The 14,635-nt window shown below is 65.7% G+C and carries 14 protein-coding genes; 4 read left to right on the top strand and 10 right to left on the bottom strand.

Translation table 11 applies throughout. The features are described from left to right. Positions 1 to 30: 30 nt before the first annotated feature. On the bottom strand, positions 31 to 519 hold the full coding sequence (locus G7Z99_RS19840) for an ApaG domain-containing protein (protein ID WP_258196965.1): 489 nt from the start codon (positions 517 to 519) through the stop codon (positions 31 to 33). A 388-nt stretch (positions 520 to 907) separates the two neighbouring features. On the opposite strand from G7Z99_RS19840, the gene G7Z99_RS05310 reads away from it, so the two are divergent. Next, positions 908 to 1,534 carry a response regulator transcription factor gene (locus G7Z99_RS05310; RefSeq protein ID WP_181092541.1) on the top strand — a complete coding sequence of 209 codons (627 nt, stop codon included), beginning with the start codon at positions 908 to 910 and terminating at the stop codon, positions 1,532 to 1,534. A 31-nt stretch (positions 1,535 to 1,565) separates the two neighbouring features. Here the strand turns inward: G7Z99_RS05310 and G7Z99_RS05305 are convergent, their stop codons facing one another. The 3 genes from G7Z99_RS05305 to metG all read right to left on the bottom strand — a co-directional run bounded on the left by G7Z99_RS05305 (position 1,566) and on the right by metG (position 4,661). Continuing rightward, a complete protein-coding gene (locus G7Z99_RS05305) occupies positions 1,566 to 1,745 on the bottom strand; it encodes a PA3496 family putative envelope integrity protein (protein WP_181092540.1) in 180 nt (59 codons plus the stop codon). A gap of 101 nt (positions 1,746 to 1,846) precedes the next feature. Beyond that, positions 1,847 to 2,485 carry an endonuclease III gene (gene nth / locus G7Z99_RS05300; protein WP_181092539.1) on the bottom strand — a complete coding sequence of 213 codons (639 nt, stop codon included), beginning with the start codon at positions 2,483 to 2,485 and terminating at the stop codon, positions 1,847 to 1,849. Positions 2,486 to 2,612: 127 nt separating this feature from the next. Continuing rightward, positions 2,613 to 4,661 carry a methionine--tRNA ligase gene (gene metG / locus G7Z99_RS05295; protein WP_181092538.1) on the bottom strand — a complete coding sequence of 683 codons (2,049 nt, stop codon included), beginning with the start codon at positions 4,659 to 4,661 and terminating at the stop codon, positions 2,613 to 2,615. Positions 4,662 to 4,818: 157 nt separating this feature from the next. Between metG and apbC the strand changes: the two genes are divergently transcribed. Further along, positions 4,819 to 5,913 (top strand): iron-sulfur cluster carrier protein ApbC, encoded by a 1,095-nt coding sequence (gene apbC / locus G7Z99_RS05290; RefSeq protein WP_181092537.1) that lies wholly within the window; start codon positions 4,819 to 4,821, stop codon positions 5,911 to 5,913. 103 nt (positions 5,914 to 6,016) lie between these two features. On the opposite strand, the gene G7Z99_RS05285 is transcribed toward apbC, so the two are convergent. Further along, the gene (locus tag G7Z99_RS05285) at positions 6,017 to 6,226 is read right to left on the bottom strand and encodes a cold-shock protein (protein ID WP_016488765.1); all 210 of its coding nucleotides are present in this window, start codon (positions 6,224 to 6,226) and stop codon (positions 6,017 to 6,019) included. Between the two features lie 325 nt (positions 6,227 to 6,551). Here G7Z99_RS05285 and dcd point away from each other — a divergent pair, with 325 nt between their 5' ends. Further along, a complete protein-coding gene (dcd, locus tag G7Z99_RS05280) occupies positions 6,552 to 7,118 on the top strand; it encodes a dCTP deaminase (protein WP_060394744.1) in 567 nt (188 codons plus the stop codon). Between the two features lie 99 nt (positions 7,119 to 7,217). Continuing rightward, positions 7,218 to 7,439: a hypothetical protein gene (locus tag G7Z99_RS05275; RefSeq protein ID WP_181092536.1), complete on the top strand. Its 222-nt coding sequence runs from the start codon at positions 7,218 to 7,220 to the stop codon at positions 7,437 to 7,439. A gap of 1 nt (position 7,440) precedes the next feature. Here G7Z99_RS05275 and pdeM read toward each other — a convergent pair whose 3' ends face one another. The 5 genes from pdeM to G7Z99_RS05250 all read right to left on the bottom strand — a co-directional run bounded on the left by pdeM (position 7,441) and on the right by G7Z99_RS05250 (position 14,495). Next, the gene (pdeM, locus tag G7Z99_RS05270; protein ID WP_181092535.1) at positions 7,441 to 8,097 is read right to left on the bottom strand and encodes a ligase-associated DNA damage response endonuclease PdeM; all 657 of its coding nucleotides are present in this window, start codon (positions 8,095 to 8,097) and stop codon (positions 7,441 to 7,443) included. Further along, positions 8,094 to 10,547, bottom strand: a complete 2,454-nt coding sequence (locus G7Z99_RS05265) for a ligase-associated DNA damage response DEXH box helicase (RefSeq protein ID WP_181092534.1) — start codon at positions 10,545 to 10,547, stop codon at positions 8,094 to 8,096. The genes pdeM and G7Z99_RS05265 overlap by 4 nt, the downstream gene beginning before the upstream one ends. Positions 10,548 to 10,611: 64 nt before the next feature. Then, positions 10,612 to 11,727: a succinylglutamate desuccinylase/aspartoacylase family protein gene (locus G7Z99_RS05260; protein WP_181092533.1), complete on the bottom strand. Its 1,116-nt coding sequence runs from the start codon at positions 11,725 to 11,727 to the stop codon at positions 10,612 to 10,614. 93 nt (positions 11,728 to 11,820) lie between these two features. After that, entirely contained in the window at positions 11,821 to 13,479 is a 1,659-nt protein-coding gene (locus G7Z99_RS05255; protein ID WP_181092532.1) for an ATP-dependent DNA ligase, read from the bottom strand. Continuing rightward, a complete protein-coding gene (locus G7Z99_RS05250; protein ID WP_181092531.1) occupies positions 13,476 to 14,495 on the bottom strand; it encodes a ligase-associated DNA damage response exonuclease in 1,020 nt (339 codons plus the stop codon). The genes G7Z99_RS05255 and G7Z99_RS05250 overlap by 4 nt, the downstream gene beginning before the upstream one ends. Between the last annotated feature and the right edge of the window lie 140 nt (positions 14,496 to 14,635).

The raw sequence follows: 14,635 nt of genomic DNA, 5'->3' as shown, positions 1-14,635 counted from the left end.
GCATCGCGCACCTGGCATGTCCTGCACACGTCACGCACTTGGCACAAGCGGTTCCTGCCCAGCAGGCAGCGGCTCCAGCATCACGTGCAGGCGCAGGCGGCGATTCAGGTCGTAGATGATCCAGTGACGACGCACCGATGGCGGGGTGTTGGACACCCGTATCAGGTGCTGTTCGACCGTATCTCGGGCCTGCGGCCCTGAAACCACCAGGATCTGCGCTTCGGCAGTGGCCTCGACATCCGGCTGACGGTCATGTGCCTGCGCGTGGGCGGCAGGCGCACCGCTTCCCCGGCCCTGGCGCTCGGCATGGGCCTCGGGCGAGTACAGCGACCTGTAGTTGAAGTTGAGCGTCAAAAAGAACAGCAGCGTCAGGAAAAACGGAAACCCCACCAGGAACCAGGTGTAGATCGTCTGGCTGCGCTCGCTCAGAAAGGGCAGCGATGCCAGGGCGGATGCCTCGATGATGCCTGCGAAGATCGCGATCACGGCGAGCGGGCTGATGGGTTGCGTTTCGTTCATGACGAGCGGCCTGTCAGGACAATGCCTATGGGTGTATCACACGTCCCCTGTGGCCCGGAAGGTGAAACCGTTCTTGAAGACCAGGCATTGCCCGTGCCGCATGGCGCGCGGGCCCTTGCAATTTCCCCTGGTTGAAACGCATTTGACGACCCTCGAGCACGATGTTGCCCACGTTAGGTTTCCCTGTCCGTTTGATAGGGTGTCGCTCGTGTCCGCGGTATTGCGCTGCCCATACTCGAATCAGAATGTTACTGAATGTAGGAAGTTTCGCTACTTGTTGTAAGTCTTATCTTTGCCATTGAATTGGCTGGGAAGCGATACGCCATTTATCGAGTGTCTCGGTTATTGTAACGCTTCAGAACTAGAACAACGGAAAGTTGGGTAGCTTATGAACAAAGTGTTGATCGTAGATGACCATCCAGTCATCCGGCTGGCAGTGCGCATGTTGATGGAGCGGCATGGCTACGACGTGGTGGCAGAAACCGACAACGGTGTCGATGCCCTGCAACTGGCCAGGGAGCATGGCCCCGATGTGGTCATTCTGGACATCGGTATTCCCAAGCTCGACGGGCTCGAAGTCATCACGCGGCTGGCCATGTGCAGCACCAACACCAAGGTGCTGGTGCTGACCTCGCAGGCGCCTGGGCATTTCTCGATGCGCTGCATGCAGGCAGGCGCTGCGGGGTACGTGTGCAAGCAGCAGGAACTCACCGAATTGCTCAGTGCCATCAAGGCGGTATTGTCAGGCTACAGCTACTTCCCGAATCAGGCGTTGCACAAGGCGCGTTGCGTGCTCAATGGAGGCACCGAGACCGAGATGGTCGAGCGCCTGTCCGGGCGGGAAATGATGGTGTTGCAGCAACTGGCCAAGGGCCGCAGCAACAAGGAAATCGCCGACGGCATGTTCCTCAGCAACAAGACCGTCAGCACCTACAAGACGCGACTGCTCCACAAGCTCAATGCGCGCTCGCTGGTCGATCTGATCGAGCTCGCCAATCGCCATGGCCTGACGTGACCCCCTGCCAGCGTGCGCTCAGGCAGGCCTGCTAGAGGTCGTAATCGTACTCGGCCAGCTGACGCTTGAGTCTGCGTTCTTCCAGCAGATTGTCGATGGTGCGCCGTTTGCTCAGGTCGGCCTTGAGGTTCACCGCCGGCTGCTCTGCGTCGTCTTCCGTGCTGGTACTGAAATCGTCGTCCAGCACGAGGTCTTCTTTTTCGTTACCCATGTGTCACTCCAAGCCTAGAGCCATGGGCGACCTTATAACGGGATTCATGAAGCCGGTAAAAAAGATTTTTTCAATCAGAACGGATGATTTGCGCTATCGGCTCAATCGTCCGAGGTCTTGGCCTTGTATTCGCACAAGTCTTCGATGCGACAGCTGCCACACCGCGGCTTGCGCGCCTGACAGACGTACCTGCCGTGCAGGATCAGCCAGTGGTGGGCGTCCAGCAGGTAGTCACGGGGCACGAACTTCAGCAGCTTGTGCTCGACCTCCAGCACGTTCTTGCCGGGTGCGATGTTCGTCCGGTTGCTGACGCGAAAGATATGAGTGTCCACCGCCATGGTCAGCTGCCTGAAGGCCGTGTTGAGGACCACGTTGGCCGTCTTGCGCCCGACACCGGGCAGTGCCTCGAGCGCTTCGCGTTGATCGGGCACCTGACTGCCGTGGCGTTCGATCAGCAGCCGACAGGTCTCGATGACGTTGCGTGCCTTGGCGTTGTACAGGCCGATGGTCTTGATGTATTCGCTCAACCCTTCGACGCCCAGCGCATGGATCGCCTCGGGCGTGTTGGCCACGGGGAACAGGCGCGCCGTTGCCTTGTTGACGCCGACATCGGTGGCCTGGGCGGACAGGATGACGGCGATCAGCAGTTCGAAAGGGGTCGTGTAGGCCAGTTCCGTGCGGGGTTCGGGGTTGTCCTCGCGCAGCCGACGGAAGATTTCCAGGCGTTTGGCGGCATTCATGCTGTAAAGGTCTCCAGGCACCGGGCACTGGCCCATGCCTGGGTTTCAGAGCCCTGAAACCACAGGCACACGCCTCGTGCTGGTGCGCCTCGTGGCTGAGCGCCCCGGCGTACCGGGGCGCCCGCGATCACTTGATGCGCTGGCCAGGTTTGGCGCCGCTGTCCGGGCTGAGCAGGTAGATCTCTTCGCCGCCAGGGCCGGCTGCCATGACCATGCCTTCGGACACGCCGAAGCGCATCTTGCGTGGCTTGAGGTTGGCGACCATCATCGTCAGGCGGCCTTCCAGCTGGGCGGGATCCGGGTAGGCCGACTTGATGCCGGAGAACACGTTGCGCTGCTCGTCACCGATGTCGAGCGTCAGGCGCAGCAGCTTGTCGGCCCCCTCCACGGCCTCGGCCTTGACGATCAAGGCCACGCGTAGGTCGACGGCCGCGAAGGCATCGAATTCGATCTGCTCGGCCAGCGGGTCCTTGGCCAGTTCGCCGTTGCCGGCCGACGTCTGTGGCGCGTCTTCGGAAGCGGCAGCCAGGTCCTGCTGGCTGGCGGCGACCATGGCCTCGACCTTGGCCGGCTCGATTCGGCTCATCAGCGGCTTGAACGCCTCCAGGCGGTGGTTCTCCAGGCGCGTGGTGTGATCGTTCCAGTGCAGCGGTGCGACGTTGAGGAAGGCCTCGGCATCGGCAGCCAGTTGCGGCAGCACGGGCTTGAGGAAGATCACCAGGCTGCGGAACAGGTTGATGCCCTGCGCACAGATGGCTTGAACCTCGTCCTGCTTGCCGTTCTGCTTGGCCAGCGACCAGGGCGCCTTGTCGGCGATCCAGGCATTGGCGCGGTCGGCCAGGGCCATGATCTCGCGCATGGCGCGGGCGAAGTCGCGTGCCTCGTAGGCATCGGCGATGCTTGGCGCGGCAGCCAGGAACGCCTCGGTCAGGACCGGTTCGGCATCGCCCGCCACCAGGACACCCTGGTTGCCCTTGTGGATGAAACCGGCGCAGCGGCTGGCGATGTTGACGACCTTGCCGACCAGGTCGGAGTTGACCTTCTGCACGAAGTCGTCGAGGTTGAGGTCCAGGTCGTCCACACCGCGGCCCAGCTTGGACGCATAGTAGTAGCGCAGGTATTCCGGCGACAGGTGGTCGAGGTAGGTACGGGCCTTGATGAAGGTGCCGCGGGATTTCGACATCTTCGCGCCGTTGACCGTCAGGTAGCCGTGCACGTTGATCGCGGTCGGCTTGCGCAGGCCTGCGCCTTCGAGCATGGCCGGCCAGAACAGGGCATGGAAGTTGACGATGTCCTTGCCGATGAAGTGGTACAGCTCGGTCGTGGCGTCCTTGTTCCAGAAGGCGTCGAAGTCCAGCTCCGGGCGTCGTGCGCACAGGTTCTTGAAGCTGGCCATGTAGCCGATCGGCGCGTCCAGCCAGACATAGAAGTACTTGCCCGGCTCATTGGGGATCTCGAAACCGAAGTAGGGCGCGTCACGCGAGATGTCCCACTCCTGCAGGCCCGCGTCGAGCCACTCGGCGATCTTGTTGGCCACCGGCTCCTGCAGGGTGCCGCTGCGGGTCCACGTCTGCAGCATGGCCTGGAAGTTCGGCAGCGTGAAGAAGAAGTGCTTGGAATCACGCAGCACGGGCGTGGCGCCCGAGATGGCCGAGCGTGGGTCTTTCAGCTCGGTGGGCGAATAGGTAGCGCCGCATTTTTCGCAGTTGTCGCCGTACTGGTCTTCGGCCGCGCACTTGGGGCAGGTGCCCTTGATGAACCGGTCAGCCAGGAACATGCCCTTTTCCGGGTCGAAGTACTGCGTGACCGCGCGGCTGGCGATGTGCCCGGCGTCGCGCAGGCGCCGGTAGATCTCGGCGGACAGCTCGCGGTTCTCGTCGCAGTGGGTCGAGTGGAAGTTGTCGAAGTTCACCAGGAAGTCGGCGAAGTCCGCGCTGTGCTCGGCCTGTACGGCCGCGATCAGCTGCTCGGGGGTGACGCCTTCCTTCTCGGCGCGCAACATGATGGCCGAGCCATGCGCATCGTCCGCGCAGACGTAGATGCACTGGTGACCACGCAGCTTCTGGAAGCGAACCCACATGTCCGTCTGGATGTACTCCAGCATGTGGCCAAGGTGGATGGAGCCATTGGCATAGGGCAGGGCGCTGGTAACGAGAATCTGGCGTGGCTCGGACATGGTGGCTCGGCTACTTGTTTGACGGCGTGATGACGTGAAGATGATCGGCCACTATAAAGCGCTGGCGAAGATATTTCACCCCATGGCGCACCTGTCGATCGCTGACGGGTTAGCATAGGCGCTCGTCCACCACGTCAGTTCCGCCACGGGAGATCCCATGAGTGCCGTCACGCGCGCCGCCGTCGAAGCCGTCCTTCGCCAGTACACCGACCCTTACCTGAACCAGGACCCTGTCACCGCCGGGTGCGTCGAGCACATCGAGGTACAGGCCGACCAGGTCGACGTACGGTTGCGCCTCGGCTATGCCGCCGGCTTGTTCGTGAATGGGTGGGCGCAGGTGTTGCGCACCGCGCTCGAAGGCCTCGAGGGCGTCAGGATCGCACGCGTGAGCATCGACAGCGTGATCGCGCCGCACAAGGCCCAGGCGCAGGTCCCGGGCCTTGCCAACGTCAAGAACGTCATTGCCGTGGCCTCGGGCAAGGGTGGCGTCGGCAAGTCCACCACGGCGGCCAACCTGGCCCTGGCCCTGTCGCGTGAAGGCGCGCGGGTCGGCATTCTCGATGCGGACATCTACGGCCCCAGCCAGGGCATCATGTTCGGCATTCCTGAGGGTACGCGCCCCCAGGTGCGCGAGCAGAAATGGTTCGTGCCGATCAAGGCCCACGGCGTGGACGTGATGTCGATGGCGTTCCTGACCGATGACAACACACCGATGGTCTGGCGCGGGCCGATGGTCTCCGGCGCCTTGCTGCAACTGGTGACGCAGACGGCCTGGGACGATCTGGACTACCTGGTGATCGACATGCCGCCAGGCACCGGTGACATCCAGCTGACCCTGGCCCAGAAAGTCCCGGTCGCCGGTTCGGTGATCGTCACCACGCCCCAGGACCTCGCACTGCTGGACGCGCGCAAGGGCGTGGAGATGTTCCGCAAGGTCAGCATTCCGGTCCTAGGTGTGGTCGAGAACATGGCCGTGCACGTGTGTTCGAACTGCGGGCACGCCGAACACCTGTTCGGCGAGGGAGGCGGGGAGAAACTCGCCGCCCGCTATGGCGTCGAGCTGCTGGCCTCGTTGCCGCTGTCGATGACGATCCGCGAGCAGGCCGACAACGGCCAGCCGACGGTCATCGCCGATCCCGACGGCCAGATCGCGCTGGTCTATCAGGAGCTGGCGCGGCAGGTCGGTGCGCGCATCGTGCTGGAAGAGGCCGCCTGCGCTGCGGTACCGAGCATCACCATCACCGAGGGCTGAGCGCGTCCGGCACCGTCGGCCATCTCGGTCGGCGGCGCCGGCCTCTTTTGCGCAGGCATGAAAAAACCCGCCAATGGCGGGTTTTTTCTAAAGCGAGATCGACTTAGGCGATCTGCACTTCTTCAGCCTGCATACCTTTCTGGCCGCGGGTAGCGACGAAGGTAACAGCCTGGCCTTCTTTCAAGGTTTTGAAGCCGTCAGCCTGGATGGCCTTGAAGTGTACGAACAGGTCGTCACCCGACTGAGGGGTGATGAAGCCGTAGCCCTTCTCATCGTTGAACCACTTGACGGTACCGGATTGGCGATTGGACATGGTGTCTGTCTCCTTGGACAAAGTTGATTTCGGCGCGGGAAACGCCCCGGCCGGGACTGAGTGCAAAGAGCAGGAAAATTCAGCGATGGGCCGATGGTAATCGTGCATCAAACAGAGATTCTCGGTGTCACGTGCAGCACAGTGGCGTCACCTTACCCCACTTTGCACGACCTGCCAATGGCCAATGCCCCCTTTGTTGGAATTCGGATCGATGGTGGCCGCACGTCACGGACGACGCGGGATTGCGGCGGGAAACTTTGCCGTCGGCGCGTGGACCGGTAAGATGCGCCCAGGTTTTTCACATCGCACTTTCAGGACACCGGCCATGAGCATCAAATCGGACAAGTGGATTCGCCGCATGGCGCAGGAACACGGCATGATCGAGCCGTTCGTCGAGCGCCAGGTGCGCGGCGAGCAGGACAGCCGGGTCATCTCCTTCGGCGTCTCGAGCTATGGCTACGACGTGCGTTGCGCCGATGAATTCAAGGTGTTCACCAACATCAATTCGGCGACCGTCGACCCGAAGAACTTCGACGCCGGCAGCTTCGTCGACATCAAGAGCGATGTCTGCATCATTCCGCCCAACTCCTTCGCCTTGGCCCGCACCGTCGAGTACTTCCGCATCCCGCGCAACGTACTGACCATCTGCCTGGGCAAGAGCACCTACGCGCGGTGCGGCATCATCGTCAACGTGACGCCGCTCGAGCCGGAATGGGAAGGGCACGTGACCCTGGAGTTTTCCAACACCACCACCTTGCCGGCCAAGATCTACGCCAACGAAGGCGTGGCGCAGATGCTGTTCCTCGAGTCGGACGAAGCCTGCGAGGTCTCGTACAAGGACCGCGGTGGCAAGTACCAGGGTCAGCGTGGCGTGACCCTGCCGCGCACCTGAGCCGACGAAGCGCGGGAATTAGTTCGCCGATCGGTGCTCCAAACCAGTGAACAGTCCTGGCGCTCATCAAGAGTGCCAGGCGCTCGCCAGGAGTACCTTATGAAACTAGACCCCGTGATCAATGCAAAGCTGGCCGTGCTGCAGCCCAACCAGATCGGGCTGTTGGCATGGTCACTGCTGGCCCAGCCGCGCTCGCCCCTGCAGGCCGGTGGCATGCCCGGACAACCTGATCCAGACTTCCCTCAGCCCACCGAACCGGACTCGCAGCCCGATGGTGTGCCCACGCTGCCTGACGAGCCGCCACCTGCGCCGCAGGCCTGACTCACGGCACCGCCCAGACGCGCTCGCCGCCCGTCAGGTAGACCCTGGCGGCCCCGGTGGGCCTGACTTCCCAGCCCCCTGTGAACTCGCCGAATGCCGGCAGCAGGCTGACCGCGTCATCCACCACGTAGCACGGCAGGCGTAACCGCTGTCGACCGCGTCCACGCAGCACGTAGACCGGGTGCACGTGGCCTGCCAGCACGGCGTGGGTAGGGTGGGGCTCGGGCTCGTGACGCAGGGCGAAGGGCCCCATCAACCAAGGTTCATCGACCACCTGCATGCCAAGACTGGCAGGCGGATCGCCTGCGTGCTGGTCATGGTTGCCGCGGATCAGCACGATCTCCAGCGACGCATGCCGGGCTCGCCACGCCTCGAGCCGTGCCATGACGGCAGGCGCCCGTGCGGTCCTGGCGTGCAGAAAGTCGCCCAGCACGACCAGGCGCTCGCAGTCATGGGCGGCCAGCAGGGCGTCCAGGCGTGCCAGGTTCAACTCCGTGGTGCCACGTGGCACCGGCTGGTGCAAGGCTCGGTAGCTGGCTGCCTTGCCCAGGTGCAGGTCGGCGATCAACAGGGTTTTCTCGCGCGGCCAGTAAAGGGCCTTGTCCACCAGCAGCCACAGCGTTTCCCCGCAATGTTCGATGACGTGGTGCTCGCTCACGACCAAGGGCCTCCGGCTGCTTTTTCCAGGTCGGCCACCATGCGCGCGATCCGGTCGGCGAGCTTCTCGCTGGTCATGGTTTCGCGCAGCCCCTCGACGATCAGGGCGAACGCCAGCGGGCCTGGCCGCGCCAGGGCGTGCAGGTCCAGGCGCAACCGATTGATGCGCAGCAGCTGGCGCTGCAACCGCTCAATCTCCAGCTCTTCGCGCAGGACCTCGTCGCGGGCCTGACCCAGCAGCAGGTTGTCGGCGTCGTGCTTGCGGAACACCTCGTAGAACAGGCCGCTGGAGGCCTGGATCTGCCGCATGCTTTTCTGGGCGGCCGGGTAGCCGCCGAACACCAGGCCGGAAATCCGTGCGATCTCGCGAAAGCGCCGCAGCGCCATCTCGCCGGCGTTCAGGCTGTGCAAAACATCCTCTAGCAGGCCGTCTGCATTCATGGCCGGGGGCAACAGGTCGGCCCAGGCGACGTGACTGGGGCTGAGCAGCTCGAAGCCATAGTCGTTCACGGCGATGGAAATGCTCAGCGGCTGCGTCTGGCTGATCCGCCAGGCGATCAGGTTGGCCAGGCCAAGGTTCGCCATGCGCCCGGCGAATGGGTAGACGAACAGGTGCGAGCCCTGCCGCGAATCGAGGGTCTCGACCAGCAGCGTGTCCCGTGAGGGCAAGGCAGACCAGTGTGCCTGGATGTCCAGCAGCGGGCGCACGGCACGCATTTCCGGACCGTTGAAGCGCCCCTGGCTGGCCGTGTCCAGCTGGTCCACCATGGCGTCGGCCAGTTCGCTGGACAACGGTAGCCGCGAGCCGCTCCAGCGCGCCACGGCGGCCTTGCGCTGGGTGCTGCGCCGCACGTAGGCGGTCATGTTCTCGACCCGCACCAGTTCGAGGATGCGCCCGCCGAACACCAGCGTGTCGCCTGGCCGCAGCCGCGAGATGAACCCTTCCTCGACGCTGCCCAGCGACCGTCCGCCCCCGCCCTTGCTCCAGAACTTGAGCTGGATCTGCGCTTCGCTGACGATGGTGCCGATGCCCATCCGGTGCCGACGCGCCAGGCGCTGGCTGGCCACGCGCCAGACGCCGTCGGGGTGCACCTCCACCCGCTGGTAGTCAGGGTAGGCACTCAAGGAGTCGCCCCCGTTGCGCACGAACGCCAGCGCCCAGGCCCACTGGCTGTCGCGAAGGTCCTTGAACGCCCAGGTGCTGCGTACTTCGGCCAGCAGCTGTTCGGGCATGAAACCGCTGCCCAGGGCCATGCTCACCAGGTGCTGCACCAGCACGTCCATGCACAGGCGGGGTGATTGCCGTGCCTCGATGTGTCCGGCGGCGAGCGCCTGGCGCACGGCGGCTGCCTCGACCAGCTCCATGCTGTGGGTCGGGACCAGGGTGATGCGCGAGGCACGCCCGGGCGCATGGCCGGAGCGCCCGGCCCGTTGCAGCAGTCGCGCCACGCCTTTGGGCGAACCGATCTGCAGCACCCGCTCCACCGGCAAAAAATCCACCCCCAGGTCGAGACTGGAGGTGCAGATCACGGCCTTCAGCGCGCCCTCCTTCAAGCTGCGTTCGACCCAGTCACGGGTCGCCCGCGCCAGCGAGGAGTGATGCAGGGCGATCAGGCCGGCCCAGTCGGGCCGCGCATCGAGCAGCGCCTGGTACCAGAGCTCGGCCTGCGCACGGGTGTTGGTGAAGACCAGGCAACTGGCGCTGGCCTCGATTTCATCGCGGACCTGGCCCAGCATCTTCAGGCCCATCTGGCCGGCCCACGGGAAGCGCTCGAGGGCCGGTGGCAGCAGGCTGTCGACCTCGATGCGCTTGTCCTGGCGACCCTTGACCAGCGAGCCGCCTTCGGGCAACAGCACATCGCGCGCGTGCTCGAGGTTGCCCAGGGTGGCTGACAGCCCCCAGGTCACCAGGTCAGGACGCCAGCGACGCAGGCGTGCCAGCGCCAGTTGCAACTGCACGCCGCGCTTGCTGCCGAGCAGTTCGTGCCACTCATCGACCACCACCATGCGCAGGGTCTTGAATTCTTCCTCGGCATGCTCGCGGGTGAGCAGCAGGGTCAGGCTCTCCGGCGTGGTGATCAGCGCACTGGGCAGGCGCCGCGCCTGACGCGCACGTTCGGCCGCGCCGGTGTCGCCACTGCGTACCCCGACGCTCCAGTCCAGCTCGAGGTCGGCCAGGGGCGCCTGCAAGGCCTTGGCCGTGTCCGCCGCCAGGGCGCGCATGGGGGTGATCCAGAGCACCTGGATCGGCGCCGGCTGGCGGGCCTTGGGCACGCGAAAGGCGCGCAGTGCGGCGAACCACACCGCGTAGGTCTTGCCCGCGCCCGTGTTGGCGTGCAACAGCCCGGACTCGCCTCGCGACACGGCGGCCCAGACACTGCGCTGGAAGGCGAAGGGCTTCCAGCCCTGGGCGCTGAACCAGTGGCTGGCGAGGTCGGAAGCTGGCGGCATGCGGCGGACCGTTCTGGAGGGTGTGCTCTACAGACCGCCGGCAGGCCCGGTTGGTTTTACTCGCTCAGGGCGCCAGCAGGTAGCCCGAGCGGCAGATGCGCTCACCCGCCACGTGGGCGATGGCCATGCCGTGGGTCGCCAGGCGCCGGCCACTGCGCGCGTAGAGCACGCCTGCCTGCAGCGTGCGCACAGGGGTGACGCGGTCGTCGAGCGGGTCGATGACCTCGGCGACCACCTGGCCGGCCTCCAGGTACTGCCCTGGCTCGGCCTGGAACACCAGCAGGCCGCCGTGGGGCGCTACCAGCAGCTCCACGGCCGCCAGGGGCGTCGCTGGACGTTGCAGCGCGGGCGGCGGCGGCGCCTGGCCGGCGATGGCGCCTCTGAGCATCAAGTAATCGAGAATCGCCTGGCAATCGCGCTGCGCCAGCTCGTGGCTGACATCGGCCTGCCCGCGCAATTCGATGGTCACCGACAGGCTGCCCGCGGGGAGGGGGAAACGCTTGGCGAAGCGTTGCTGAAGCTGCAGCCACAGCAGGCTGAAGCACTCGTCGAACGACTGGCCGCCCGAATCGGTGGCCAGCAGGCTGGCCTGGGCGCCCAGATAGCCTGCTAGAGGTTCGATCTGCGGCCAGGCCTCGGGCGTGGTGTAGAGGTGCTCGACCGCCTCGAAGTCGCAGTGCAGGTCGAGGATCAGGTCGGCATCGCAGGCCAGTCGCTGCAGAGTCAGGCGCTGAGCCTGCAGCGGCGTATAAGCCGGGTGCGCCTGCAGATTGCGCCGCAGGTGGTCGCGGATCAGCTCCTGGTTCAGCTCCGGGTCCTGGCCGAGCAGCCCTTCGACCTGGTCGCCGATCGCGTCGGACAGGTCGACGAAGTGGCGGTTGAAGTTCTCCCCGCTGTGCAGCTCGAAACGCCCCAGCGGTGCGTCGAGCACGACCTGCTCGAGGCCCGCCGGGTTGGCCACCGGCACCAGGACGATTTCGTGCAGCAGTCGCTGCTCGGCGTCGAGCGCGGCCAGCCGGCGCTTGAGGTGCCAGGCCACCAGCATGCCAGGCAGCTCGTCGGCATGCAGGGAGGCCTGGATATAGACCTTGCCGCCGGTGCTCGGGCCGTAGTGGAAGCTGTGCAGTTGGCGGACGCTGCCGGGCGTGGGCCCGAGCAGGTCATGGATCACGTGTCGCATGGGACTCCTGGGTCGACGAAAAAGAAAGGCGCTGGAACAGGCCCATACAACCACAGCTCAGGCGATCGTGCAGCACGTGATCGATGCCTGCGCTCAGGCCAGCAGGTCCTGCAGGGTCGCCAGGTCATCGGCCTCGTCCACCGGCTTGTCGTGCCGCCAGCGCAGCATGCGCGGGAAGCGCACGGCGATGCCGCTCTTGTGGCGCTTGGACAGTGCGATGCCCTCGAACCCCAGCTCGAACACCAAGGTCGGCGTCACGCTGCGGACCGGGCCGAAGGTGTCGACCGTGGTCTTGCGCACGATGGCATCGACCTTGCGCATTTCGGCATCGGTCAGGCCGGAGTAGGCCTTGGCGAAGGGTACCAGGGTCCGGTCCGGCGAACCGGGCGGGCCGTCCCAGACCGCGAAGGTGTAGTCGCTGTAGAGGCTGGCGCGGCGTCCATGGCCTCGCTGTGCGTAGATCAGCACCGCGTCCACGCTGAACGGGTCGATCTTCCATTTCCACCACAGGCCCATGTCCTTGGTGCGCCCGACGCCATACAACGACTCGCGCTGCTTGAGCATCAGCCCTTCGACGCCCAGGGCCCGTGATTGCTCGCGCTGTTCGGCCAGATCGGCCCAGTCCTTGCCGGTAAGCAGGGGCGAGAGCAGCACCGGTGCCGAAGGGTGGGTCTCGACCAGCCGCTCGAGCTGGGCGCGCCGCACGTGCTGAGGCCGCGTGCGCCAGTCCTCGCCTTCCCACTCGAGCAGGTCGTAGGCCTGCAGGACCACCGGCGCATCGGCCAGCAGCTTCTTGCCCAGGGTCTTGCGCCCCAGCCGTTGCTGCAACAGGGCGAACGGCTGGACCGCGGCTTCCTGGTCGGCATCGGGCGCCTTCCAGACCAGAATCTCGCCATCCAGCACGACCCCGTCCGGCAGGCTGTCGACCAGGCTGTGCAGCTCCGGGAAACGATCGGTGACCAGCTCTTCGCCGCGCGACCAGATCCACAACTGCCCGTCGCGCTTGACCACCTGGGCGCGGATACCGTCCCACTTCCACTCGGCCTGCCAGTCGCCGGTCGCTCCGAGCAGCGTATCGAACTGCTCGGTGGGGGCTTGCAGGGCATGGGCGAGGAAGAACGGGTAGGGTTGCCCGCCGCGCTGGGCATGTTCGTCCGCCGACTCTGGGGCGATCAGCTTCAGGTAGCTGGCTGCCGTCGGTCGATGCGACAGGTCGGTGTAGCCGACCAGGCGCTGGGCGACGCGCTTGGCGTCCAGCCCGGCCAGCTGCGCGAGGGCGCGGGTGACCAGCAGCTTCGACACGCCGACCCTGAAACTGCCGGTGATCAGCTTGAGGCAGAGCATCAGGCTGGGCCGGTCCAGGCGTGCCCACAGCGCGGGCAGTTGTTCCTTGATCTGTTCGGGCGCCTGGCCGCGCAGAGGCAGCAGGTGCGCTTCGACCCAGTGCGCCAGGTCCTCGTCGCTGGTCTGCTCGGACGCAGGCAACAGCAGCGAGATGGCTTCGGCCAGGTCGCCCACCGACTGGTAGCTTTCCTCGAACAGCCATTCGGGCAGCCCCGTCAGCTCGATGGTCAGCTCGCGCAGCAGGCGCGTGGGCACCAGCTGCCGAGGGCGTCCGCCGGCCAGGAAATACACGGCCCAGGCCGCTTCGTGGGGCGCTGCCTCGGCGAAGTACGCCTGCAGCGCGCGAAGCTTGGCATTGCTCGAGGTGGTGGCGTCCAGGCGCAGGTAGAGTTCGGCGAAGGCCTTCATGCCGAGGCCTCCGCGGTGGCCTGGGCGTCGTCCTCGTCGCCGTATTCGGTGACGAACGCCCGTGCGTCGAGCCCCTGTTCGTTGAGGTAGCGCACCAGCACGCTGACCGAGCCATGGGTGACCATCACCCGTTCGGCGCCGGTCTGCTCGATAGCCCACAGCAGGCCTGGCCAGTCGGCGTGGTCGGACAGCACGAAGCCCCGGTCCACGCCGCGCCGACGCCGGGTCCCGCGCAGCAGCATCCAGCCGCTGGCAAAGGCGTCGCTGTAGTCGCCGAAGCGCTTCATCCAGCTGCTGCCCGAGGCCGAGGGCGGGGCCATGATCAAGGCTTCGCGCATCATCGGGTCGTTGCGCGGCACATCGCCTGCGTACACCGTCGGCGGCAAGGCCACGCCGGCCTCCCGGTACACCCGGTTGAGCGGCTCGACGGCGCCATGCACGAGGATCGGCCCGATCCCGGCATCCAGCCCGTGCAGAATGCGCTGGGCCTTGCCGAAGGCGTAGCTGAACAGCACGCTGGCCTTGCCCTGTTCGCGGTTGGCGCGCCACCAGGCATTGATCTCGGCGAACACCTCGGCCTGCGAGGGCCAGCGGTAAATGGGCAGACCGAAGGTCGATTCGGTGATGAACGTGTGGCAGCGCACCGGCTCGAACGGGGTGCAGGTGCCGTCCGGTTCGACCTTGTAGTCGCCCGAGGCCACCCAGACTTCGCCCTGATACTCCAGGCGCACCTGGGCCGATCCCAGCACATGCCCGGCCGGATGGAAACTCAAGGTCACGCCATGGTGATCGAGGCGTTCCCCGTAGGGCAGGGTCTGCAGGCGGATGTCGTCGCCCAGCCGGCTGCGCAGTACGCCTGCGCCGGGCTCGGCCGTCAGGTAATGGGTGTTGCCCGGTCGTGAGTGATCGCCATGGCCATGGGTGATGACCGCGCGCTCGACCGGGCGCCAGGGGTCGATGTAGAAATCACCGGGCGGGCAGTACAACCCTTCGGGGCGGGCGATGACGAGGTCCATGGGCAGGCCACTGGCAGGGGAGTTACAAGGTAGGAGTCGTGCCCTGGCCGGGGAGTTCGAGGGGATTGGCAGGCCCGGTCGCGTGACGACCGGGCGCGCCGAAGGCGGTCGGGACGCCGCAGGGTTTCGCGGCGTCCCGG

Origin of the sequence: Pseudomonas entomophila (genome assembly GCF_013523165.1) — a bacterium.
Classification (GTDB): Bacteria; Pseudomonadota; Gammaproteobacteria; order Pseudomonadales; family Pseudomonadaceae; genus Aquipseudomonas; species Aquipseudomonas entomophila_A.
Note: the sequence above shows the minus strand (reverse complement) of the source record. Positions and strands in the feature narration are given on the sequence as shown.

Excerpts from the sequence above, each read along its gene's own strand:
- G7Z99_RS19840 (WP_258196965.1), bottom strand. The coding sequence starts at position 519 with ATGAACGAAACGCAACCCATCAGCCCGCTCGCCGTGATCGCGATCTTC.
- G7Z99_RS05310 (WP_181092541.1), top strand. The coding sequence starts at position 908 with ATGAACAAAGTGTTGATCGTAGATGACCATCCAGTCATCCGGCTGGCA.
- G7Z99_RS05305 (WP_181092540.1), bottom strand. The coding sequence starts at position 1,745 with ATGGGTAACGAAAAAGAAGACCTCGTGCTGGACGACGATTTCAGTACC.
- nth (WP_181092539.1), bottom strand. The coding sequence starts at position 2,485 with ATGAATGCCGCCAAACGCCTGGAAATCTTCCGTCGGCTGCGCGAGGAC.
- metG (WP_181092538.1), bottom strand. The coding sequence starts at position 4,661 with ATGTCCGAGCCACGCCAGATTCTCGTTACCAGCGCCCTGCCCTATGCC.
- apbC (WP_181092537.1), top strand. The coding sequence starts at position 4,819 with ATGAGTGCCGTCACGCGCGCCGCCGTCGAAGCCGTCCTTCGCCAGTAC.
- G7Z99_RS05285 (WP_016488765.1), bottom strand. The coding sequence starts at position 6,226 with ATGTCCAATCGCCAATCCGGTACCGTCAAGTGGTTCAACGATGAGAAG.
- dcd (WP_060394744.1), top strand. The coding sequence starts at position 6,552 with ATGAGCATCAAATCGGACAAGTGGATTCGCCGCATGGCGCAGGAACAC.
- G7Z99_RS05275 (WP_181092536.1), top strand. The coding sequence starts at position 7,218 with ATGAAACTAGACCCCGTGATCAATGCAAAGCTGGCCGTGCTGCAGCCC.
- G7Z99_RS05265 (WP_181092534.1), bottom strand. The coding sequence starts at position 10,547 with ATGCCGCCAGCTTCCGACCTCGCCAGCCACTGGTTCAGCGCCCAGGGC.
- G7Z99_RS05260 (WP_181092533.1), bottom strand. The coding sequence starts at position 11,727 with ATGCGACACGTGATCCATGACCTGCTCGGGCCCACGCCCGGCAGCGTC.
- G7Z99_RS05255 (WP_181092532.1), bottom strand. The coding sequence starts at position 13,479 with ATGAAGGCCTTCGCCGAACTCTACCTGCGCCTGGACGCCACCACCTCG.
- G7Z99_RS05250 (WP_181092531.1), bottom strand. The coding sequence starts at position 14,495 with ATGGACCTCGTCATCGCCCGCCCCGAAGGGTTGTACTGCCCGCCCGGT.